Origin of the sequence: Burkholderia sp. PR2 (genome assembly GCF_052372875.1) — a bacterium.
In the GTDB taxonomy this organism is placed as follows: domain Bacteria; phylum Pseudomonadota; class Gammaproteobacteria; order Burkholderiales; family Burkholderiaceae; genus Burkholderia; species Burkholderia diffusa.
Window position 1 is genome coordinate 2,927,773 of record NZ_JBQRWH010000004.1, and the last position, 20,956, is coordinate 2,948,728.

Consider the following 20,956-nt stretch of genomic DNA (forward strand, 5'->3'; position numbering starts at 1 on the left):
ATTTGATAGCAATCACGTCATCAATCGCCGTGACCGGATGACCGGCTGAACGTCGAACGCGACCGGCGCGTGAGCCGCCGCGCAACCAGCATCGGCAGCCGCACCACAAAACCGGCGAAGAGCCGCAGGTGCATCCACGCGAGCAGCGCGTTGTCGCGGCCATAGTGGAAATGCGACACGCCGCCCTCGTGCGCGCCGAAGTAGCGCACCGGCGCTTCGATGCGGATCGGTCGAACCCCGGCCCAGCACAGCCGCACGGCGGCTTCCGGATCGAAGTCGAAACCGCGCATCCACGGCTGGCGATGCATGATCGCGGCGAGCGGAGCGACCGGGTACACGCGGAAGCCGTACAGCGAATCGCCGATCCCGGCCCATAGCGTCTCGAGGTCGGCCCATCCGTTCGACAGCCGCCGGCCCTGCACGCGCAGCTGCGGCGCGCTCGCGTCGAACTTCGGCAGGCCCAGCACCATCGCATCCGGCGCCGCCTGCGACGCGGCCATGAATTCGGGAATCAGGTCGGCCGGATGCTGGCCGTCGGAGTCCATCGTCAGCACGTGCGTGAAGCCGCTTGCGGCCGCCGCGTCGAGCCCGGCCAGCACCGCGGCGCCCTTGCCGCGGTTCTCCGGCAGCACGATCACTCGCAGCCCGGGGTCGCGCTCGGCCATCGCCTGCAGTCGCTCGGCGCTGCCGTCGGTGCTGCCGTCGACGACGACCCACACCGGGTTCCACTGCGCGCGGGCGTTGCGCACGGTCGTGTCGACCTTGACGCCCGGGTTGTAGCTCGGAATCAGTACGAGATGGGTGGACGAGGCGTGCAGCTTGAACATGGGAACGGCCGATTGCGAAGACGAGGATCCTGACAAAAGTTTATGACCTGCAGGCGACTGCCGACAGGCTTCGTCGACGCCGCCTTCGCGCAGCGACAGGCCCGCGCGCTTCACGACAGGTGCTCCAGCGGATGGCCGGCGCTCGCTTCGATCTCGACCAGCAGATCGTCGCGGCACACGTCCGCGTGGACGAACAACGGCCGCACGCCGGAGCCCGCCGCATCGCGCAGCGCGCGTTCGATCGCGGCGAGCGCCACGGCATCGCCGGCGTCGCGCACGTAGACGCGGTAGTTCAGGTCGGCGAGCGCGAACGGGCCGTGCCCCTGTCGCGCGGCCTGCTCGAGCACGGCGGCCAGGTTCGCGATCGTCTCGCGTGTTTGCGCGACGACGTCGCCACGATGCACGGTGCGATGCCCGACGATGCTGGCGGTGCCCGACACGAACAGCAGCGGCGCGGCATCGTCGTCCGGCCACGCGGCCGCGCGCGCGAACGTCGGCGCACGTGGGCCGTACTCCGCCGGGTAGTGATACGCGCTGACCTGGCGCGGGTTCTCGACCGGATCGGCCGGCGTGCGGGTCGCGATGAAATGGATCGCGAGCGGCGCGGCCGGCGGCGTGTCGCCCGTGACGGGCAAGACCGAGCCAAGCGCGCAGGCCGCCGGCACGCTGCCCGTCAGCGCGCGACGGCACGCGTCGAACGCACGCTGCCTGCCGATATTGAACTGACGATAGCGCTCGATCCCGAACTGCAGCGCGTTGATCGCGGGCACGGTATTCCAGATTCGCAGCGGATGCGCAATGCCGAGCGCATCGAGCACGTCGAACAGCGCGCGGTATGCATCGTATGTCGCGCGCTCGAGCGGCGTGCCGCCGTCGCGATCCGCATCGGCCGCTTCCTGCTCTTCCTGCACGACGATGCTGCCGAACACGAGCCCCGCCGTTTCGCTGTAGCGATACTGCAGTGCGCCGCGTCGCTCGCTGCGCAGATCGGGCGCGTCGCACTGCCAGATTTCGCAGACCGCACCGGCGCGTGCGTGGCCGCCGGCGTCGAGCAGCGCCATCTGCACCGGTGCGCGCGGCAGGTCGGGCACGGCGGCGGCAAGCATGCTGGCCATCGCGTCGGTCGGCGCTCCGGCCGCACCGATGCAGACCGCACCGAGCGCACCGGGGAACACGTGGTCGAATGCGTCGCCCCGCTGCCGCGCAGCGTGCAGCAGCGCAGCCAGCCGCGCATGATCGATCTGGACGAGTCGCAGCGCACGGTTGCCGCCGTTCGCGGCGGGCGAGATGCCAGCCCGCGATGCGACGGCTCCGCCTGTCATGTGTTCGCGCGCGACCGCGGTCGTGGCGGACGACGGGGAACACGCTCGCCGTTCGGCGTCGACTGGATACACTGACACTTCGATTTCCTCACTATGCGGTGCGGGCTCGCGGCGTCGTGGCCACGCGCCGCGTTGCGCGCCGTTGCTTCGCGTCAGGCCGACACCGCGCGCGTCGTCATGCGAGCCCGCCGTTGACGGACAACACTTGTCCCGTCACATAAGCGGCCGCATCGGATACCAGAAACGCGACCATCGCCGCGACTTCGTCGGGCCGGCCCGCGCGTTGCACCGGCACGAGCTGCTTGATCCGTTCGGCGGGAAATGCATGGTCGGCCATCGGCGATTCGATAATGCCGGGCGCGACCGCATTCACCGTGATGCCGCGCGAGGCGAGCTCCAGCGACAGCGACTTCGTCGCGCCGATCAGCCCCGCCTTCGCGGCCGCGTAGTTGACCTGCCCGCGGTTGCCGGTCACGCCGGCGACCGACGCGATGTTGACGATCCTGCCGCGCCGCGTGCGGATCATCGGCAGCAGCAACGGCTGCGTCACGTTGAAAAAACCGTTGAGCGTCACGTCGATCACGCTATGCCACTGCCGGCGCGACATGCCGGCCATCGGGGCGTCGTCGTGAATGCCCGCGTTGTTGACGAGGATCTGCACCGGTGCGTCGTCGATGAACGGCGCGAGCGCGGCGAGCGTCGCATCGGCGTCGGTCACGTCGAATGCAATCGCATGCGCGGTGCCGCCGGCCGCGACGATCTGCTGCGCGACCGCCTCCGCCTGCGCGAGATTCCGGTTCGCGTGCACCCAGACTTCGTGGCCGGCCTGCGCGAGCGCCGCGCAGATCGCCTGCCCGAGTGCGCCGCTGCCACCCGTTACGAGCGCCCGCATCGCATTGCTCCGTTCATGGCGTTTCCTCTCGATCGACGCGGCCGTGGTTCGTCCAGCGACCGCCGCCGCGTGCCGTCATCGTCTGCGTGCCGCGTCGCGTTCGCGCGCGCCGCCGTCACTTGGTGCGATGCGCGGCGACGTACTCGGCAAGCGCGCCGAGCGTCGCGAAGATCTTCTGGTTGTCCGGATTGTCCGAGCGCAGCTCGAAGCCGTATTTCTTCGAGATCAGCAGCGCGATTTCCAGGATGTCGATGGAGTCGAGCCCGAAGCCCTCGCCATACAGCGGGGTCCCGGCCGTCACCGTTTCGAGCGGGACGTCTTCGAGATTCAGTTCGCCGATGATCAGCGTGGCGAGCTCTTGTTCCAGTGCGTTCATCATGCTTGCGGGCAGGCGGCCCATGGCAGCGGGAGGCACCCGGAAACGGCAATCGTCGTGCACGCCCGGCGCGTGCGAAGCGCGCGCGAATCTCCGTCCCTCCGGCGTCTGCCGGCTTCCCCGCCTGCGTTATTGGGGGTCGTTTGTAAAAGTTACGCGGATTCTAGACGATGGGTATCGGCACGTATACGGGGATTGGTTACAGACTGAAGGCCCCCGCCGCGGCCGGTTTCGGGCCCCGATCGCAGCAGACGCTTGAGCCGCTTCGGGCGGAAATGAATCGCCGCCGCGAAAGGTTCAGTGCGCTGCCATACATTCGGTTACAAAACCCGGCTGCGTCGACCTCGAACCGCCGCGCCGCGGCCCTAAAATGTGCATGCACGACAGCCGGCCCGGACACGCGTCCCGGCCGCCATTCATATGATGTTTGACGGCCCGACGAATGCGTCCGGCCGCGATCCGTCCGATGTTTCCAGCAGCCATGCCGCGCCCGTCCATTCGTCTCGCCCCGGTTTGCCCGCCCGTCCGCCGCCGCGCCGCGACGGACGACAGCAATGCGCGCACGCGCCGCGCGCCCGGAGCGCCGCGATGACCTCGCCGCTCGGCATCGCACGCGGCGTCGGCGCGGTCGCCGCGGTGGCGGCGTACCAGATCGGCGCGCACTACGCGGCCACGACTCCCGGCGCGCACGGCTTCGGCCTCGCGATGGCGCTCGTGCCGCCGCTGCTGCTCGCGCTCGGCGCGGCATTGCGCTCGCCGAGGCGTGGATGGCTGGTGCCCGCATGGCTGCTCGCCGCGGCCGCGCTGTGGGCCGCGCGCATTCCGCTCGCGCGCCATTTCGAATGGGGCCTGTATCTGGAGCACGCGAGCTTCAACCTCGCGCTGGCGCTGCTGTTCGGCCGCACGCTCGCGGCCGGCCAGGTGCCGCTGTGCACGCGCTTCGCGACCATGATCCACGGCACGATCACGCCGGCCGTCGCGATCTACACGCGGCGCATCACGTTCGCATGGACGCTGTTCTTCGTCGCGATCGCCGCCGTGTCGACGCTGCTGTTCGCGACCGCGCCGATCGTCGCATGGTCGACGTTCGCGAACTACCTGTCGCTGCCGCTCGTCGCGGTGATGTTCGCCGCCGAGCATGCGTGCCGGCGCTTCGCACTGCCGCACGACGCACGGCCGAGGATGATCGACGCGGTGCGCGCGTACCGCGCGTCGACGCAGCCGTCACGATGAATTCATGACCGGCGCGGCGCCGCATCGCGGCCGCGCCGGTGACCGTCTCCCGCTTTCGCCGATTTATGCCGACTTACCCGCTGGTGTTCCATTCCTCGCCGGACCAGGTGATTGCCTGGCGCGACGGCACGCCCGTCAGCGTGCGCGCGTTCGTCGCCGACGTCGCGCGCGTGGCCGCCGCGCTGCCCGCCGGCGGCCACGTGTTCAACGTGTGCCGCGATCGCTACCGCTTCGCCGTCAGCCTGTGCGCGGCGCTCGTCACCGGCAGGATCAGCCTGCTGCCGTCGACACACACGCCGGAGATGGTGCGCCAGCTCGCGTCGTTCGCACCGGACGCGTTCTGCCTGCACGACGCGCCGGACTGCACGATCGACCTGCCGCGCTTCGCCTATCCGGACGCCGCACCCGTCGACCTCCCCGACGACGCGCCGTGCGTGGTGCCGCAGATCGACGCGTCGCGAATCATGGCGTACGTGTTCACGTCGGGCTCGACCGGCGCGCCGGTACCGCATCGCAAGACCTGGGGCTTCCTGGTCGGCTGCGTGCGCGCGGCGGCCGACCGCCTCGGCCTGCTCGACGGCCGCGCGGCCACGCTGATCGGCACCGTGCCCGCGCAACACATGTACGGCTTCGAGTCGACGGTGCTGCTCGCACTGATCGGCGGCCTCGCGTTCAGCAACCGCCAGCCGTTCTACCCCGTCGACATTCGCGACGAACTCGCCGCGATCCCGCAGCCGCGCGTGCTCGTCACGTCGCCGATTCACCTGCGCGCGCTGCTGTCGGCCGGCCATGCGCTGCCGCCGGCCGCGCTCGTGCTGTCCGCCACCGCGCCGCTGTCGGAAAAGCTCGCGTGCGAAGCCGAGGCCGCGCTCGATGCGCCGCTCGTCGAGATCTACGGCAGCACCGAGACCGGCCAGATCGCGACGCGCCGCACGTCGCAAGGCGCGACGTGGCAGCTGTTCCCGGGCATCCGCCTCGACGCACGCCCGGCACATGACGCGCCGGGCCGCGACACCGCAGGCGACGACAGCGGTCCGACCGTGTGGGCGTCGGGCGGACACGTCGAAACCCCCGTACCGATGGGCGATGCGCTCGAACTGCTCGGCGACGGCCGCTTCCTGCTGCACGGCCGCAAGGCAGACCTCGTCAACATCGCAGGCAAGCGCACGTCGCTCGCCTATCTGAATCACCAATTGAACGCGATCGCCGACGTCGTCGACGGCGTGTTCTTCATGCCGGACGACGCCACGCCGGCCGATGCCGATGCGACCCGCGAACCGGTCACGCGGCTCGTCGCGCTCGTGGTCGCGCCGACACTCGCCGCGGCCGACCTGCAGCGCGCGCTGCGCGAACGGATCGATCCCGCGTTCATGCCGCGTCCGCTCGTGTTCGTCGACGCTTTGCCGCGCAACGAAACGGGCAAGCTGCCGCGCGACGTGCTCGCCGCGCTCGTCGCACGGCACACGCGGGCCGCAGCGGCCGAAGCGGACGAGCGCGCCGTGACGGCTGCGCCGCTCGCGTTCACGATTCCCGCCGATCACCCGGCGCTGCCCGGTCATTTCCCCGGTCATCCGATCGTGCCGGGCGTCGTGCTGCTCGATCACGCGATCGCCGCGCTCGGTGCGTCGCTGAACCGCCCGCTGCACACGTGGCGGTTGGCTTCCGCGAAATTCCTGAGCCCGGTCGCGCCCGGCGAGCCGCTCGATCTCGCGTTCGATGCAGCGGCCGGCGGCGCGATCCGCTTCACGCTGCGCGCCGGCGCACGCGACGTCGCCACCGGCGTGCTGTCCGCACCGGCCGCCGCGCAGGAGGGTGCACGGCCATGAAGCGCACCGCATGGGCCGAGCGCCAGGAACGCAGCAACGCGGCGTTGCTGCGCGCGATGACCTGGATCTCGCTGCGGTTCGGCCGGCGGCCGTCGCGTGTCGTGCTGCATGCCATCGCGACCTATTTCGTGCTGTTCTCGCCGGTCGCCTGCTCGGCGTCACGCGACTATCTGCGCCGCGTGCTCGGCCGTCCAGTGCGCTGGCGCGACGTGTACCGGCACGTGTTCACGTTCGCGGCGACGATCCACGACCGCATCTACCTGATGAACGGCCGCTTCGACCTGTTCGACATCCGGCTGCATGGCGAAACGCGGGTCGACGATGCGCTCGCCGGCGGGCGCGGCGCATTCCTGATGGGCGCGCACCTCGGCAGCTTCGAAGTCGTGCGCGCGATCGGCCGCACGCGTCCGGACCTGCGCGTCGTCGTCACGATGTTCGAAGAGAACGCGCGCAAGATCAACGCGACGCTCGCCGCCGTGAACCCGGCCGCGAAACCGGACGTGATTCCGCTCGGGCAAGTCGACTCGATGCTGAAGGTGCGCGAGCGTCTCGACGCGAACTGCATGGTCGGCATGCTCGCCGACCGCACGCTGCTCGACGATGCAGCAACCTCGATGCGGCGGCTGCCGCTGCTCGGCGCACCGGCCGCGTTCCCGCTCGGGCCGCTGTACATGGCCGCGATGCTGCGGCGCCCGGTGCTGTTCATGACGGGCCTCTATCGCGACGGCAACCGCTATGACGTGCACTTCGAGACGCTCGCCGATTTCTCCGACGTGCGCCGCGACGCGCGCGCGGCGGCCGTCGACGCGGCGCTCGCGCGCTACGTCGCGCTGCTCGACAGGTATTGCCGCACGGCCCCGTACAACTGGTTCAACTATTTCGATTTCTGGCAGACCGGCACGGCCGCCGCGCGCCGCGACGATGCGCGCGCGTGCGCCAACCTGTCCGCCACGAGGGATTCCGACGCATGACCGCCGTTCTCCGCTTCCTGTCGCTGTTCCCGCTACCGTCCGCGCCCGCGCTGCGCCGCTCGGCGCGCACGTTCGCCATCACGGCCGCCGTCGCGCTCGCGCTGCCCGCGCACGCGGCCGACACCGGTGCGGCGTGGACCCTCGACCGGCTGATGTCGACGCTCGCGCAGCACAAGTCCGGACGCGCGACGTTCATCGAGACGAAGACGCTATCGATCGCCGCGCAACCGCTCGAATCGTCGGGCGAACTCGTGTTCGTCGCGCCCGATCACCTCGAGAAGCACACGCTGAGCCCGAAGCCAGAACATCTCGTCGTCGACGGCGACATGCTCACCGTCGAGCGCAACAACCGCAAGTACACGCTCGCGCTCGCGCGCTATCCGGAACTCGGCGCGTTCATCGACAGCATCCGCGCGACGCTCGCCGGCAATCGTTACGCGCTCGAGCAGGTCTACAAGGTCGCACTCGCCGGTCGCGGCGACGACTGGACGCTGATGCTCACGCCGCTCGATTCGCGGATGCTGAAGGTCGTCAGCACGATCACGCTCGAGGGCTCGCGCGACGAGTTGCGCAGCGTCGCGATCCGGCAGGCCGACGGCGACCATTCGACGATGCGCCTGCAACCCGTCCCGGCGAAGTGATGGACGAGCGCACCCGGCCGACCGCCCCCGTCGCGCATCGCCCGTCCGCGTGGCGGCAGCGCGCCGTGCTCGTGTGGCTGGTTGCGCTCGTCGCATGCGGGATCGCGATCGCCCGTGCGAATTTCACGGCTGACCTGTCCGCATTCCTGCCGAGCGCGCCGAGCGCCGGGCAGCGCGTGCTCGTCGATCAACTGCGTGACGGCATCGTGTCGCGGCTGATCCTCGTCGCGATCGACGGCGGCGATGCGGCCACGCGCGCCGCGCTGTCGCGGCGCGTCGCCGGCACGCTGCGCGCCGACCGGCAATTCTCGGCGATCAACAACGGCGAAGCGGTCAACGACGTGCAAGACCGGCAGTTCGTGTTCGACCATCGTTATCTGCTGAGCCCGGCCGTCTCGCCGCAACGCTTCAGCGCGGGCGGCCTGCACCAGGCGCTCGGCGACAGCCTCGACCTGCTGAGCTCGACGGCGGGCCTCGTCGCGAAGGCGATGTTGCCGCGCGACCCGACCGGCGAAGTGACCGCACTCGTCGACCAGCTCGACAGCGGCGCGCAGCCCGCGATGCGCGATGGCGTGTGGACGTCGCGCGACGGCACGCGCGCGGTGCTGGTCGTGCAGACGGCCGCCGCCGGCTCCGACACCGACGCGCAGGCGCGCGCGATCGACGCGGTGCGCCACGCGTTCTCCGCCGCGACGCAGACGCTGTCGAACCGCGCCGCGTACACGCTCGCGATGACCGGCCCCGGCGTGTTCTCGGTCGACACGCGCGACACGATCCGGCACGACGTCGAGCGGCTGTCGACGGCGAGCGTCGTGCTGATCGTCGCGCTGCTGATGACGCTGTACCGCTCGCCGCGCACGCTCGCGCTGGGGCTGCTGCCGGTGCTGACAGGCATCGCGGCCGGCATCGCGGCGGTCAGCATCGTGTTCGGCACGGTCCACGGGCTGACGCTCGGCTTCGGCACGACGCTGATCGGCGAAGCCGTCGACTATTCGATCTACCTGTTCGTGCAATCGGCGCAGGTCGGCGCGCGCGGCACCGCGCGGCCTGCCGACGCGACGCGCGCATGGGTCGCCGCGTACTGGCCGACGATCAGGCTCGGCGTGCTGACGTCCGTGTGCGGCTTTGCGTCGATGCTGTTCTCCGGTTTTCCGGGCCTCGTGCAGCTCGGGCTGTACTCGATCGCCGGGTTGATGGCCGCCGCGCTCGTCACGCGCTTCGTGCTGCCTCACCTGCGCGGCGAGCACGTCGCGATTCGCGACGTGTCGCGCGTCGGCGCGGTGCTCGCGCGTGCGGCCGCCGCGGCGCCGCGGCTGCGCTGGCCGCTCGCCGCGCTCGTGCTCGCCGCGTGCGCGACGCTCGTGTTGCATCGCGACGGCCTGTGGAGCCGCGAGCTTGCAGCGCTGAGCCCCGTTCCCGCCCGCGCGCAGGCACTCGACGCACGCCTGCGCGCCGATGTCGGCGCGCCGGACGTGCGCTACCTCGTCATGATTTCCGCGCCGACCGAACAGGCCGCGCTCGAACGCGCGGAACAGGTCGCCGCGCAATTGCAGCCGCTCGTCGATCGCGGCACGCTCGCGGGCTTCGAAAGTCCCGCGCGCTATCTGCCGAGCGAAGCCGCGCAGCGCGCGCGCCAGGCGAGCCTGCCGGACGCGGACGTGCTTGCCACGCGCATGCGGGCGGCCGTCGCGAACCAGCCGATCTCGGTCCGGCCCGAGCTGTTCGCACCGTTCATCGCCGATGTCGAGACCGCACGCCGCGCGCCGCCGATCACGCGCGCGGACCTGCGCGGCACGTCGATGGCGCTCGCCGTCGACGCGCTGCTGACCGAGCGCGCGGGCCGCTGGAGCGCGATGTTGCCGCTGCGCGCGCCTGATACCGCACGTACCGCGTCGGCGGCCACGCCGGCGCTCGATGCCGCGCCGATCCGCGCGGCGGTCGCGCGCGCCGGCGTGCCGGATGCGCTGTTCGTCGACATGAAGGCCGAGGCCGACCGCCTGTACGTGAACTACGTGCACGAGGACATCCGGCTGTCGCTCGCGGGTTTCGCGGCGATCGCCGTGCTGCTGCTGATCGCGCTGCGCTCGCCGCGTCGCGTCGTGCGCGCGCTCGCGCCGCTGGTCGCGGCCGTGCTGGTGGTGACGGCCGGCTTCGCGCTCGCCGGCGTGCCGCTGACCATCCTGCATCTCGTCGGGATGCTGCTGATCGTCGCGGTCGGCTCGAACTATGCGCTGTTCTTCAACAAGCGCGACGACGCACAACCGGTCACGCCGCACACGCTCGTGTCGCTGCTGATCGCGAACCTCGCGACGGTGGCCGGCTTCGGCCTGCTCGCGCTGTCGCGCGTGCCGCTGCTCGAAACCTTCGGGCTGACCGTCGGCCCTGGCGCGATGCTCGCGCTCGCGTTCGCCGCGATTCTCGCGCCACGCGCCGCAGCGACGAGCAGCGCTCGTCCCCACCTGACAGGAGCCCGCGCATGAACGCGCCGTCGTCCGTTCCACCGCGGCAGCCCGGCGATGCGCGCCGCTGGAAACCGACGCCGCTGATCGCGGGTACTGCCGCGCTGCACGCGGGCGCGCTCGCGGCCGTCGTCGCGCAACCGGCTGCATGGCCGTGGGCAGCCGGCGGCGTGGTCGCGTCGCATCTCGCGCTGACTGCCGCCGGCCTGTGGCCGCGCAGCGCGCTGCTCGGACCGAACTGGACGCGCCTGCCGGACGGCGCCGGCCGTCGGATCGCGTTGACGATCGACGACGGCCCGGACCCCGACGTCACGCCGCGTGTGCTCGACCTGCTCGATCGTCACGATGCGCGCGCGACGTTCTTCTGCATCGGCGATCTCGCGCGCCGCCATCCGCGGTGGATAGAAGCGATCGTCGCGCGCGGCCATGCGGTCGAGAACCACAGCCAGCGGCACCGGCATACGTTCTCGCTGTCGGGGCCCGCCGCGCTGCGGCGCGAGATCGCGGCCGCGCAGCAGACGCTGACCGAGATCGCCGGCACGCGCCCGCGCTTCTTCCGCGCGCCGGCCGGCCTGCGCAATCCATTTCTCGAGCCGGTGCTGTGCGAGCTCGGCCTGCGGCTCGCCAGCTGGACGCGCCGCGGCTTCGACACGCGCGCGAGCGACGCGGACATCGTCACGCGCCGCCTGCTCGACGGTCTGGCGCCGCGCGACATCCTGCTCGTGCACGACGGCCACGCGGCACGCGACGCGCGCGGCGAACCGGTCGTGCTCGACGTGCTGCCGGCGCTGCTGCGCGCGGCCGCCGATGCGCAGTTGCACTGGACCACGCTGCGCGCCGCGCTCGCGCCCGAATCGCCCGCCCAGCCCGGCACGCCGGCCCCCCCGTTTGATAAAATCTGACCCTGCCCGGCGCGCCCGCCAGCCCTGCTGCGGCGCCCGTTCCGGCCACCGGATACGACCCTCGTGAAACCTCTCCTGCTCTCGCACTTCACCGCCACCAGTTGCATCGGCAGCGGCCTCGATGCGACCCTCGACGCGCTGCGCAACGCACGCGGCGGGCTCACGCCGTGCGACTTCGAACGCGCCGATCTCGACACCTGGATCGGCGCGGTGGACGGCGTCGATGCGCATCCCGTGCGCACGGATCTCGCCGACTTCGACTGCCGCAACAACCGCCTCGCACAACTCGGCCTCGTCCAGGACGGCTTCGACGCGCGCGTCGCGGCGGCCGTATCGCGCCATGGCGCCGCGCGCGTCGGCGTGTTCATCGGCACGAGCACGTCCGGCATCCTCGAGACCGAACGCGCGTACGCGCAACGCGATCCGGCGAGCGGCGCGCTGCCCGCAGGGTTCCGCTATGCGCACACGCACAACCCGTATTCGCCGGCCGCGTTCGTGCGCGCGTATTTCGCGCTGCGCGGGCCGGCGATGGCGATCTCGTCAGCGTGTTCGTCCGGCGCGAAGGTATTCGGCTCCGCGCGCCGGATGATCGAAGCGGGGCTGATCGATGCGGCCGTCGTCGGCGGCGTCGATTCGCTGTGCCTGACGACGCTGTACGGCTTCAATTCGCTCGAACTGCTGTCGCGCAGGCCGTGCCGGCCGTTCGACGTCGCGCGCGACGGCATCTCGATCGGCGAAGCGGCTGCGTTCGCGCTGCTCGAACGCGTGCCGGATACACGCGCCGCGCTCGACGACGACGCGATCCTGCTGCTCGGCATCGGCGAATCGAGCGATGCGCATCACATGTCGTCGCCGCATCCGGAAGGGCTCGGCGCGCGCATCGCGATCGAACAGGCACTCGCGTCGGCCGGCCTCGCGGCAGGGGACATCGACTACGTGAACCTGCACGGCACCGCGACGCCCAGCAACGATGCCGCCGAAAGCCGCGCCGTCGGCGCGCTGCTCGCGCGCACGCCGTGCAGCTCGACGAAGGGGGCGACCGGGCACACGCTCGGTGCGGCCGGCGCGCTCGAAGCGGTCGTCGCCGCGATCGCGCTCCGCGAGCAGTTCGTGCCGGCCGGCGTCAACACGACGCAGCCCGACCCGGCGCTGGCCGCCGACTACGTGCTCGCGAGCCGCGCGGCGCGCGTGCGTGCGGTCCTGTCGAATTCGTTCGGATTCGGCGGCACGAACTGCAGCCTGATCCTCGGCCGCGCCGAGCATGCCCGCCGCCGGGAGCCGACATGACCCTCACCGCCTTCATCGAAAGTGTCGGCCTCGTCGGGCCGGGATTGAACGACTGGCCGCACGCGGCCGACGTGCTCGCGGGCCGCGCGGCCTATGCGAGCGCGCGCACCGTGCTGCCGCCGCCCGCCAGCCTGCCGCCGGCGGAACGCCGCCGCACCGGCCCCGTCGTGCGCGTCGCGCTTGCGGTCGGCCTCGAGGCGGCAGCCGCGAGCGGGCGCGATGCCGCCACGCTCGCGACCGTGTTCAGCGCGTCCGGCGGCGACGGCCAGAACTGCCATGCGATCTGCGAGACCCTCGCCGGCGACGATCGCCACCTGTCGCCCACCCGCTTTCACAACTCCGTGCACAACGCGCCGGCCGGCTACTGGAGCATCGCGACCCGCGCGATGGCGACGTCGAACGTGCTGTGCGCTCACGACGGCAGCTTTGCCGCGGGCTTGCTGGAGAGCCTGTGCCAGGTCGCGGTCGATCATGTGCCGAGCCTGCTGATCGCCTACGACACCGACTATCCGGAGCCGCTGCGTGCGGTGCGACCGATCGTCGACGCATTCGGCGTCGCGCTCGTGCTCGTGCCCGACGCGAGCGAACGCACGCTCGCGCGCATCGACGTGCAGCTCACCGACGCGCCGGCGACGACGCTCGCGAACCCCGAACTCGACGCGCTGCGCACCGGCAATCCGGCCGCGCGCGCACTGCCGCTGCTCGACGCGCTCGCGGCTCGGCACACGGCGAGCGTCGTGCTCGACTATCTGGACGATACGCGCGTGCAGGTCGATATCGCGCTGGCGAATCCCGCGGCGGAGCACGCGCAATGACGACGACGCCTGCGCTGACGACGGCAACGCTCGATCGCGCATGGATCGCCGCGCACATTCCGCACGAAGGCGCGATGTGCTTGCTCGATCGCGTCGATGCATGGGATGCCGTGCGGATCCGCTGCAGCGCGACGAGCCATCGCGATCCGCACAACCCGCTTCGCTCGCACGGCCGGCTCGCATCGGTCTGCGGAATCGAATACGCGGCACAGGCGATGGCCGTGCACGGCGCGCTGGTCGGTACGCAACACGCGCAAACGGAACCTGCGCGGCCGCGCGCCGGCTATCTGGCGAGCGTGCGCAACGTCGACGCGTTCGTCGATCGGCTCGACACGTTCGAGTTGCCGCTGATCGTCGACGCCGAGCGCATCGGCGGCGACGACCGCTCCGTGCTGTACGGCTTTACGCTGCGCTGCGGCGAGCGCGTGCTGCTCGGCGGCCGCGCCGCGGTGATGCTCGATGCATCGGCGGCCGGCGTATTCGTTCCGCCGCCTGCCGGCCGCGCGGACCCTCGATGACTAGCCCCAAGGAAACCAGGTCGTGAAAGCACGTCAGTTCATTTGCACCGCGTTCGTTCTCGCGCTGATCAGCCCGATCGCGCACGCGGACATGTCGGAAGTGAAGCAGGACATCAAGCGCGATTCGAAAGAAGCTGCGCACAAGACCGGCGAGGCCGCGCGAAGCTTCGGCCACGCAACCGCGAGCGCCGCGAAGACGGTCGGCCACGGCATCGCGCACGCGTCGCGCGAGGGCTGGGATGCCACCAAGCGCACGACGAAGCGGATCTTCCACAAGAACGATTCGGGCGAAGGTTCGGCGAAAAGCAGCGATTGACCGCGGGCGTTCCGCGTACCGCACACGAACGCGCGCGATGCGGCACGACGCGTGAACGCGCCGTTGCCGCACCGCCGCCGTCAGCGCGCGCCGCTACGCGTGCGACGCGCCGGCCCGCGCGCGAGGCGCTTGCCATACGCGACGAGCCAGCAATCGAGAGGATCGAAGTTGCGCAGCCGCCGCGCACGGCGCCGCTCGAGCCAGTGAAGCGCGATCGCCATCGTCAGCGCGACGGCCAGTGCCGAGCCGCCGATCGCGAGTCCCATCCAGGTGTCACCCATGCCTCCTCCGGAATGCGAGGCCGGGGCGGCGCGCGTGCCGCGCCATCCCGGCGCTGGATACAGCGGAAGCACGGCCCGGGCGCGCGCGAACGCCGCCCGGGCCGCCGCGCGTCAGTGCATGTGCTGGCCGCCGTTGATCGCGATGTTGGAGCCCGTCACGAAGCCGGCCTCCTCCGAGCACAGATACGCGATCAGCGCCGCGACTTCCTCGGGTTGACCGAGCCGTCCCGCCGGAATCTGCGGAAGGATCTTCGTATCGAGGATGTCCTGCGGGATCGCCGTCACCATCTTCGTCGCGAGATAGCCCGGCGATACCGTATTCACCGTCACGCCCTTGCGCGCGATCTCGAGCGCGAGCGATTTCGTGAAGCCGTGCATGCCGGCCTTCGCGGCCGCGTAGTTGGTCTGGCCGACCGAGCCCTTCGAGCCGTTGACCGACGAGATGTTGACGATGCGTCCCCAGCCGCGCTCGACCATGCCGTCGCAGACCGGCTTCGTCATGTTGAACACGGAATCGAGGTTGGTGCGGATCACCGCATCCCAGTTGACCTTGTCGAGCTTGCGCAGCGTCATGTCGCGCGTGATGCCCGCGTTGTTCACCAGGATGTCGACCGGGCCGACGTCCCGCACGATCGTGTCGATGCACTGCTGGCACGAATCGTGGTCGGCCACGTCCACCGGATACGCATGGAATTCGCGGCCGGCCGCATGCATTTCCGTCAGCCAGCGATCGGCGCCCGCGTTGTTCGGCGAATACGTGACGACGACCCGGTGGCCCGCATCGTTCAACCGGATGCTGATCGCTTCGCCGAGGCCGCCCATTCCACCAGTCACAACTGCAATTCGCTTAGTCATCCTATAAGTTACCGACAAAAAGGTAGTCAATGATGCGGAGCGACGGCATGGCACATGCTGCCGCCCCACCGCTGCGATGCGCTGGCACCCGCAAGGCGGGCACGGCGCACCGGTACATCACGCTTGTTGTTGGTTGCTTGTTCCGCGCGAAGGTTGCTGCGCACGCGGGCGGCACCGGCCGGCGCCACCCGCGTGCAATATCGTCAGACCCTGCTCAACCGCGTTCGACCGCGAGCGCGACGCCCATCCCGCCGCCGATGCACAGCGACGCCAGCCCGCGCTTCGCATCGCGCTTGACCATCTCGTGCAGCAGCGTCACCAGGATCCGGCAGCCCGACGCGCCGATCGGGTGACCGATCGCGATCGCCCCGCCGTTCACGTTCACCTTCGACGTGTCCCAGCCCATCTGCTTGTGCACCGCCAGCGCCTGCGCCGCGAATGCCTCGTTGATTTCCATCAGGTCCAGGTCGCCCGGCGTCCAGCCCGCACGCTCCAGGCAGCGGCGCGAGGCCGGCACCGGACCCATGCCCATCACGCTCGGATCCACGCCCGCGTTCGCGTATGCCTTGATCCGCGCAAGCGGCGTCAGGCCCAGCGCTGCCGCCTTCTGCGCCGACATCACCAGCACCGCCGCCGCGCCATCATTCAGCCCCGACGCGTTCGCCGCCGTCACCGAGCCGTCCTTCGAGAACGCCGGCTTCAGCCCCGCCAGCGATTCCGCCGTCACGCCGTGACGCACGAACTCGTCGGTCGCGAACTGCAGCGGCTCGCCCTTGCGCTGCGGAATCGACACCGGCACGATCTCCGCATCGAAGCGCCCGGCCTTCTGCGCGGCTTCCGCCTTGTTCTGCGACAGCGCCGCGAACGCGTCCTGCTCCTCGCGCGTGATCCCGTATTCCTTCGCGACGTTCTCCGCCGTGATGCCCATGTGGTACTGGTTGTACACGTCCCACAGGCCGTCCACGATCATCGTGTCGACCAGCTTCGCGTCGCCCATCCGGAACCCGTCGCGCGAGCCCGGCAGCACGTGCGGCGCCGCGCTCATGTTTTCCTGGCCGCCCGCGATCACGATGTCCGCGTCGCCCGCCACGATCGCGTTCGCCGCCAGCATCACGGCCTTCAGGCCCGAGCCGCACACCTTGTTGATCGTCATGCCCGGCACCGCGGTCGGCAGGCCGGCCTTGATCAGCGATTGGCGCGCCGGGTTCTGCCCCGAACCCGCCGCCAGCACCTGGCCCATGATCACTTCGCTCACCTGCTCGGGCTTCACGCCCGAACGCTCCAGCACCGCGCGAATCACCGTCGCCCCCAGCTCCGGTGCCGCGATCTTCGCGAGCGAACCGCCGAATTTGCCGACCGCGGTCCGCGCGGCCGATACGATCACTACGTCCGTCATGTTCTCTTCCTGCATTGAAATCAGTGGGTCGATCCGTGTTGCGTGCCGGTACCGCGCGGCGGCGGCGCGTGAGCGCCGTGCGGCCGGCGATGCGGCTGCACGTTCGCACGCTCACGCGTGCCGCGCATGCGCCCGCCCCGACCGTGTCCGGGCACGCTGCGGCGGCCGGACATACGCCGAACGCCACGCGGCACACGCGGCGGCCGGCGCCCGCCGGCGCCGCTCAATCAGCGTCGCGCCTGCGCGCGACATGCGCTCATGCAGCCGATTCGCGCGAAGCGGTTTCCTTGCGAGCAGCGGCGGCGGTCTGCTTGGCACCGCGGGCCGTCGTTTCGCTGACTGCGTCGAAACCGCTTTGCGCGGCTTCGATCGCCTGCCCCGTCGCAGCACGCACGGAGTCGGCCGCGGCCGTCGCCGCGGACAGCGCCGAATTCAGCGCGGCGACCACGGCGCCCGAACCCGCCGGCGCATGCTTCGTCAACTCGCCGACCACTTCCTTCACGCGCTGGTCGTTCTGTTCGTACTGAGCCTGGGCAACCTTCGCCCACTCGGCCTGCGTCGACACGGCAATATCGAACAGATGGCGACCGTATGCGACGGCCTTGCCGGCGGCTTCCTGCGGTGCGGCGACTTGCTGCGCGAAGCCTGCAGCCGGGTTGCTCGCGTTGAACGCGTTCTTCAGCTTGTCCTCGTATTCCTGGAGCGCCGTCTTGGCCGCTTGCAGGTTGAGTTCGACGACTGCCTCGAAACCATTGATTGCCGGACGGGCAATCGCGAACCAGGCGGCGATTCCGGACTGATAATCGGCGGCGAATTTTTCGGGGGCAAATACGGACATCGGGCACGCTCCTGTTGGCAATGCGAGAGACGACGTAAAGAAAATGGAAGTCAGATCGAGGGCCTGCTTCCTTATTCACAACCCTCAGGCACGATTGATTGTGAAGAGTTGAGGATGGCCATTTTAGATGGATTAATTGTCAATTAAGTGGCATTAATACTAGGTGAAAACCCTTAAATGTCGAAGTGACCGCTTCACAACGGTGCTTGTTCATAATGGGGTCGCCTCGCAACGCCTTGCCCAACAATGACCTTTACCTTTTTACAGCATAACCCGCGGTAGCCGGCCGCAACATTTACCCCGTCATTATTCCCGTTATTAGAAAAAGGGCGCGCATTGAAAACGGGACAGATGATTATGTAATCGTTTTTCCAGATTTATTTTGAAATCGTTTCCGGGATTATTAATGGCGAATTCAATGATCGTATATGAATTGCCGGGAGGGAGCTGCGGCGCCCCCCCTCACCCGACCAGTTCGCGATGCAGCGCCCGAAACTCCTGCGCGAGCTTGTGCGCCGGCTCGAGATGGATCACCGGCGTCGACTGCTGATGCGACTCGCGGATCTTCACCGACGCCGACAGCCGCGACGCCAGCACCGGCAGGCCTTCCTCGACGAGTTCGTCGACCAGCCGCTGCGGCAGGCTCGCGCGCGGCTGGAACTGGTTGATGACGATCCCTTCGACCTCGAGCGCCGCGTTGTGGTCCTGCTGGATTTCCTTCACGTTCTCGAGCAGCGTGTACAGGGCCCGACGCGAGAAGTCGTCGCAGTCGAACGGAATCAGGCAACGCTCGACCGCGATCAGCGCCGAGCGCGTGTAGAAATTCAGCGCGGGCGGCGTGTCGATGTAGACGGCATCGTAGGTGTCGAGCTCGTTGAGCGCATCGCGCAGCTTGTAAATCTTGTAGCGCGATTCGAGCTTGCCGTGCAGCGCGTCGAGGTCCGGATGCGCGGGCATCACGTCGAGCCCGTCGAACGGCGTCGGATGGATGAACGAGGCGACGTCGACCGGCCGGAAGTTGAACGTCAGCGCGGTCTCGAAGAAGTCGGCGACGCCGGGATGCGCGTCGGCCGCGCGGTCGCCGAGCAGGTAGCGCGTGGAATTCGCCTGCGCGTCGAGGTCGATGACGAGCGTGCGCAGCCCTTCGCTCGCGCTGATCGCCGCCAGGTTGCAGACGATCGTCGACTTGCCCACACCGCCCTTCTGGTTGAATACGACCCGCCGCATGGTGTCTCCTTCGATCGAAACGTCGAAAGAACGAGCTTAGCCGGTCATTCGTGGCGACCGCGTGACATACGTCAGATGCGCGGCAGCGGTCCCGACACATGACGGTTGCCGGGCACGCTCCATCGCCAGGGCAGCTCCTGGCCGACGCGAATGCCGACGCGCGGCCCGCCCGCCAGGTTCGCGGGCGGCGCCATGCCGTCATCCACGAGCGCGAAACCTTCAAGCGCGGCGACCAGATCGACCCCGTCCTGCGCGCCGGCGATGCCGAGTGCCTGAGTCAGCCGCGCGGGCCCCCGGCACAGATCGCGATCGCGCGTCAGCGGCGGCCGGACCGCACGCATCCGTTCGAGCCCGTGCAGCGGCTCCAGCGCACGGATCAGCACGCCCGTCCCGGCGCCTTGCGGACCGCACACGCAGTTGCAGCACCAGTGCATGCCATAGGTGAAATAGACGTACATATGCCCGGGCGGCCCGAACATCGTCGCATTGCGCGGCGTTTTGCCGCGGTAGGTGTGCGCGGCCGGGTCGATCGCACCCGCATAGGCCTCCACTTCGACGATCCGGCCCGCACGGCCGTCCGCTGCCGCCAGGATCTTGTTCAGCAGTTGCGGTGCGACTTCGGTGGCCGCGCGATCGAAGAACGCGCGCGGCAACAGCGCGCCCGGCCAGCACGACGCGGGCTTATTGCGCGGCATCCGACGTCCCCTGCTGCCGGCGGCCCGAAACGGCGTGCGCCGCTTCTCGTAGCTCGCGATACGCGTCGACCAGGTCGTCGATGCCGAATGCGCGGTTCCTGCCGCTCGGATTCGGCAGGATCCAGACGGTCGCGCGCTGCAAGTGCTCGGCTTGCCGGCCCCACGTGATCTCGCGTCGTCCGGAGAGCGCGGCGTACGCGGCCTTGCCCAGGAACGCGACGAAGCGCGGCGCGTAATGCACGATCTTCTGCTCGAGGACGGCCGCCTCGGCGACGAATTCCGCGTGCGTCAGCTGATCGGCGCTCGCGGTCGGTCGCGGTATGACCGCGGTCAGCCCGCATCCGTACGCGAGGATCGTCCGGTCGTCCCTCGGCGCGATTTCGTCCGGCGTGAAGCCCGCGAGATGCAGCACGCGCCAGAAGCGGTTGTTCCTGCCCGCGAAATGATGCCCTGTCGCGGCGGCGGTCATGCCGGGGTTGATCCCGCAGAACAGCACATCGAGCCGCGGGGAGATGAGGTCGGGGAGCGCGTCAGCCACTGGCGGTCTCCGGGGCGCGGGGCGTAAACGGAAAAAGACCCGAAGGTCCGTGCCAAGCGATTGGCTTGACTCGGACATTCGGGCCCATTCCGGTGCGGGATGCCGACGTTCCGTCAGAACGGAATATCGTCGTCCATCTCGTCGAAACCGCCGCCTGCCGGCGCGCTCGGACGGCTCTGACCGCCGCCTGCACCGCCGCGCGGCGCACCGCCGGCACGGCCGCCGCCACCGCCGCGTTCCATCTGTTCGCCGCCGCGACCGCCGCCACCACCACCACCGTAGCCGCCGCCGTAACCGCCTTCGTCACCGCCGCCACCGCCGCCGCCCGAACCGCCGCGGCCGCCGAGCATTTGCATCTGGTCGGCGACGATTTCGGTCGAATAGCGATCCTGGCCGTCCTGGCCCTGCCACTTGCGCGTGCGGATACGGCCTTCGATATAGACCGACGAACCCTTCTTCAGGTATTCGCTGACGATTTCAGCGAGACGGCCGAAAAACGCGACGCGGTGCCACTCGGTCATTTCCTTGAAATCGCCGCTTGCCTTGTCCTTGTAGCGATCGGTCGTCGCGAGACGGATGTTCGCAACCGCGTCGCCGCTCGGCAGGTAACGGACTTCAGGATCGGCGCCGAGATTGCCGACGAGGATGACCTTGTTGACGGATGCCATGTGTTTCTCCAGTAAATTCGATGCCGGGCCGCCCGCGAATATCGTCGGAGCGGCCCGCCGGGCAAGCCGGCGA

At 69.7% G+C, this 20,956-nt stretch carries 22 protein-coding genes; 10 read left to right on the forward strand and 12 right to left on the reverse strand.

Annotated features, from left to right (window positions below; all coding sequences use genetic code 11):
* Positions 1–20 precede the first annotated feature (20 nt).
* From ACT2FV_RS30715 to ACT2FV_RS30730, 4 genes are all read right to left on the reverse strand, one after another.
* The gene (locus ACT2FV_RS30715) at positions 21–827 is read right to left on the reverse strand and encodes a glycosyltransferase family 2 protein (protein ID WP_059607714.1); all 807 of its coding nucleotides are present in this window, start codon (positions 825–827) and stop codon (positions 21–23) included.
* Positions 828–937: 110 nt separating this feature from the next.
* Positions 938–2,149, reverse strand: coding sequence for a chorismate transformation enzyme, FkbO/Hyg5 family (locus ACT2FV_RS30720; protein ID WP_444505339.1), 1,212 nt, complete (start codon positions 2,147–2,149; stop codon positions 938–940).
* Between the two features lie 175 nt (positions 2,150–2,324).
* Positions 2,325–3,041 carry a 3-oxoacyl-ACP reductase FabG gene (gene fabG / locus ACT2FV_RS30725; protein WP_444505340.1) on the reverse strand — a complete coding sequence of 239 codons (717 nt, stop codon included), beginning with the start codon at positions 3,039–3,041 and terminating at the stop codon, positions 2,325–2,327.
* A gap of 115 nt (positions 3,042–3,156) precedes the next feature.
* Positions 3,157–3,441 (reverse strand): phosphopantetheine-binding protein, encoded by a 285-nt coding sequence (locus tag ACT2FV_RS30730; RefSeq protein WP_082722004.1) that lies wholly within the window; start codon positions 3,439–3,441, stop codon positions 3,157–3,159.
* A gap of 564 nt (positions 3,442–4,005) precedes the next feature.
* On the opposite strand from ACT2FV_RS30730, the gene ACT2FV_RS30735 reads away from it, so the two are divergent.
* From ACT2FV_RS30735 to ACT2FV_RS30780, 10 genes are all read left to right on the forward strand, one after another.
* The gene (locus tag ACT2FV_RS30735; RefSeq protein ID WP_174919616.1) at positions 4,006–4,650 is read left to right on the forward strand and encodes a hypothetical protein; all 645 of its coding nucleotides are present in this window, start codon (positions 4,006–4,008) and stop codon (positions 4,648–4,650) included.
* Positions 4,651–4,715: 65 nt separating this feature from the next.
* Positions 4,716–6,476, forward strand: a complete 1,761-nt coding sequence (locus tag ACT2FV_RS30740; protein ID WP_444505341.1) for an AMP-binding protein — start codon at positions 4,716–4,718, stop codon at positions 6,474–6,476.
* A complete protein-coding gene (locus ACT2FV_RS30745; protein ID WP_444505342.1) occupies positions 6,473–7,447 on the forward strand; it encodes an LpxL/LpxP family acyltransferase in 975 nt (324 codons plus the stop codon). The genes ACT2FV_RS30740 and ACT2FV_RS30745 overlap by 4 nt, the downstream gene beginning before the upstream one ends.
* Positions 7,444–8,088, forward strand: a complete 645-nt coding sequence (locus ACT2FV_RS30750; protein ID WP_059607724.1) for a LolA-related protein — start codon at positions 7,444–7,446, stop codon at positions 8,086–8,088. Before ACT2FV_RS30745 ends, ACT2FV_RS30750 begins: the two co-directional genes overlap by 4 nt.
* Positions 8,088–10,568: an MMPL family transporter gene (locus ACT2FV_RS30755; RefSeq protein ID WP_444505343.1), complete on the forward strand. Its 2,481-nt coding sequence runs from the start codon at positions 8,088–8,090 to the stop codon at positions 10,566–10,568. Before ACT2FV_RS30750 ends, ACT2FV_RS30755 begins: the two co-directional genes overlap by 1 nt.
* Complete coding sequence (locus ACT2FV_RS30760) at positions 10,565–11,449, forward strand: polysaccharide deacetylase family protein (RefSeq protein WP_444505344.1); 885 nt, start codon at positions 10,565–10,567, stop codon at positions 11,447–11,449. Before ACT2FV_RS30755 ends, ACT2FV_RS30760 begins: the two co-directional genes overlap by 4 nt.
* A gap of 63 nt (positions 11,450–11,512) precedes the next feature.
* On the forward strand, positions 11,513–12,736 hold the full coding sequence (locus ACT2FV_RS30765; RefSeq protein ID WP_444505345.1) for a beta-ketoacyl-[acyl-carrier-protein] synthase family protein: 1,224 nt from the start codon (positions 11,513–11,515) through the stop codon (positions 12,734–12,736).
* Positions 12,733–13,551 (forward strand): beta-ketoacyl synthase chain length factor, encoded by an 819-nt coding sequence (locus ACT2FV_RS30770; RefSeq protein ID WP_174906133.1) that lies wholly within the window; start codon positions 12,733–12,735, stop codon positions 13,549–13,551. Before ACT2FV_RS30765 ends, ACT2FV_RS30770 begins: the two co-directional genes overlap by 4 nt.
* Positions 13,548–14,069, forward strand: coding sequence for a hotdog family protein (locus ACT2FV_RS30775; protein WP_444505346.1), 522 nt, complete (start codon positions 13,548–13,550; stop codon positions 14,067–14,069). The genes ACT2FV_RS30770 and ACT2FV_RS30775 overlap by 4 nt, the downstream gene beginning before the upstream one ends.
* A gap of 22 nt (positions 14,070–14,091) precedes the next feature.
* Positions 14,092–14,385, forward strand: a complete 294-nt coding sequence (locus ACT2FV_RS30780; RefSeq protein ID WP_059447900.1) for a hypothetical protein — start codon at positions 14,092–14,094, stop codon at positions 14,383–14,385.
* A gap of 80 nt (positions 14,386–14,465) precedes the next feature.
* Here ACT2FV_RS30780 and ACT2FV_RS30785 read toward each other — a convergent pair whose 3' ends face one another.
* The 8 genes from ACT2FV_RS30785 to ACT2FV_RS30820 form a co-directional block, all read right to left on the reverse strand.
* Positions 14,466–14,666, reverse strand: a complete 201-nt coding sequence (locus ACT2FV_RS30785; RefSeq protein WP_151052546.1) for a hypothetical protein — start codon at positions 14,664–14,666, stop codon at positions 14,466–14,468.
* A 111-nt stretch (positions 14,667–14,777) separates the two neighbouring features.
* Complete coding sequence (gene phbB / locus ACT2FV_RS30790) at positions 14,778–15,521, reverse strand: acetoacetyl-CoA reductase (protein ID WP_124900901.1); 744 nt, start codon at positions 15,519–15,521, stop codon at positions 14,778–14,780.
* A gap of 214 nt (positions 15,522–15,735) precedes the next feature.
* Positions 15,736–16,917: an acetyl-CoA C-acetyltransferase gene (locus tag ACT2FV_RS30795; RefSeq protein ID WP_108064745.1), complete on the reverse strand. Its 1,182-nt coding sequence runs from the start codon at positions 16,915–16,917 to the stop codon at positions 15,736–15,738.
* Positions 16,918–17,173: 256 nt separating this feature from the next.
* Complete coding sequence (gene phaP, locus ACT2FV_RS30800) at positions 17,174–17,755, reverse strand: TIGR01841 family phasin (RefSeq protein ID WP_059603023.1); 582 nt, start codon at positions 17,753–17,755, stop codon at positions 17,174–17,176.
* Positions 17,756–18,217: 462 nt separating this feature from the next.
* A complete protein-coding gene (locus tag ACT2FV_RS30805) occupies positions 18,218–18,982 on the reverse strand; it encodes a ParA family protein (protein ID WP_444505347.1) in 765 nt (254 codons plus the stop codon).
* A 71-nt stretch (positions 18,983–19,053) separates the two neighbouring features.
* Positions 19,054–19,677 carry a DNA-3-methyladenine glycosylase gene (locus ACT2FV_RS30810; protein WP_444505348.1) on the reverse strand — a complete coding sequence of 208 codons (624 nt, stop codon included), beginning with the start codon at positions 19,675–19,677 and terminating at the stop codon, positions 19,054–19,056.
* Positions 19,664–20,215 (reverse strand): G/U mismatch-specific DNA glycosylase, encoded by a 552-nt coding sequence (mug, locus tag ACT2FV_RS30815; protein WP_444505349.1) that lies wholly within the window; start codon positions 20,213–20,215, stop codon positions 19,664–19,666. The genes ACT2FV_RS30810 and mug overlap by 14 nt, the downstream gene beginning before the upstream one ends.
* 113 nt (positions 20,216–20,328) lie before the next feature.
* Complete coding sequence (locus ACT2FV_RS30820) at positions 20,329–20,883, reverse strand: single-stranded DNA-binding protein (protein WP_044847450.1); 555 nt, start codon at positions 20,881–20,883, stop codon at positions 20,329–20,331.
* Between the last annotated feature and the right edge of the window lie 73 nt (positions 20,884–20,956).

Bases quoted from the DNA above. Each gene is read 5' to 3' on its own strand.
- ACT2FV_RS30715 (WP_059607714.1), bottom strand. From the start codon at position 827: ATGTTCAAGCTGCACGCCTCGTCCACCCATCTCGTACTGATTCCGAGC.
- ACT2FV_RS30720 (WP_444505339.1), bottom strand. From the start codon at position 2,149: ATGACAGGCGGAGCCGTCGCATCGCGGGCTGGCATCTCGCCCGCCGCG.
- fabG (WP_444505340.1), bottom strand. From the start codon at position 3,041: ATGCGGGCGCTCGTAACGGGTGGCAGCGGCGCACTCGGGCAGGCGATC.
- ACT2FV_RS30730 (WP_082722004.1), bottom strand. From the start codon at position 3,441: ATGGGCCGCCTGCCCGCAAGCATGATGAACGCACTGGAACAAGAGCTC.
- ACT2FV_RS30735 (WP_174919616.1), top strand. From the start codon at position 4,006: ATGACCTCGCCGCTCGGCATCGCACGCGGCGTCGGCGCGGTCGCCGCG.
- ACT2FV_RS30740 (WP_444505341.1), top strand. From the start codon at position 4,716: ATGCCGACTTACCCGCTGGTGTTCCATTCCTCGCCGGACCAGGTGATT.
- ACT2FV_RS30745 (WP_444505342.1), top strand. From the start codon at position 6,473: ATGAAGCGCACCGCATGGGCCGAGCGCCAGGAACGCAGCAACGCGGCG.
- ACT2FV_RS30750 (WP_059607724.1), top strand. From the start codon at position 7,444: ATGACCGCCGTTCTCCGCTTCCTGTCGCTGTTCCCGCTACCGTCCGCG.
- ACT2FV_RS30755 (WP_444505343.1), top strand. From the start codon at position 8,088: ATGGACGAGCGCACCCGGCCGACCGCCCCCGTCGCGCATCGCCCGTCC.
- ACT2FV_RS30760 (WP_444505344.1), top strand. From the start codon at position 10,565: ATGAACGCGCCGTCGTCCGTTCCACCGCGGCAGCCCGGCGATGCGCGC.
- ACT2FV_RS30770 (WP_174906133.1), top strand. From the start codon at position 12,733: ATGACCCTCACCGCCTTCATCGAAAGTGTCGGCCTCGTCGGGCCGGGA.
- ACT2FV_RS30775 (WP_444505346.1), top strand. From the start codon at position 13,548: ATGACGACGACGCCTGCGCTGACGACGGCAACGCTCGATCGCGCATGG.
- ACT2FV_RS30785 (WP_151052546.1), bottom strand. From the start codon at position 14,666: ATGGGTGACACCTGGATGGGACTCGCGATCGGCGGCTCGGCACTGGCC.
- phbB (WP_124900901.1), bottom strand. From the start codon at position 15,521: ATGACTAAGCGAATTGCAGTTGTGACTGGTGGAATGGGCGGCCTCGGC.
- ACT2FV_RS30795 (WP_108064745.1), bottom strand. From the start codon at position 16,917: ATGACGGACGTAGTGATCGTATCGGCCGCGCGGACCGCGGTCGGCAAA.
- phaP (WP_059603023.1), bottom strand. From the start codon at position 17,755: ATGTCCGTATTTGCCCCCGAAAAATTCGCCGCCGATTATCAGTCCGGA.
- ACT2FV_RS30805 (WP_444505347.1), bottom strand. From the start codon at position 18,982: ATGCGGCGGGTCGTATTCAACCAGAAGGGCGGTGTGGGCAAGTCGACG.
- ACT2FV_RS30810 (WP_444505348.1), bottom strand. From the start codon at position 19,677: ATGCCGCGCAATAAGCCCGCGTCGTGCTGGCCGGGCGCGCTGTTGCCG.
- ACT2FV_RS30820 (WP_044847450.1), bottom strand. From the start codon at position 20,883: ATGGCATCCGTCAACAAGGTCATCCTCGTCGGCAATCTCGGCGCCGAT.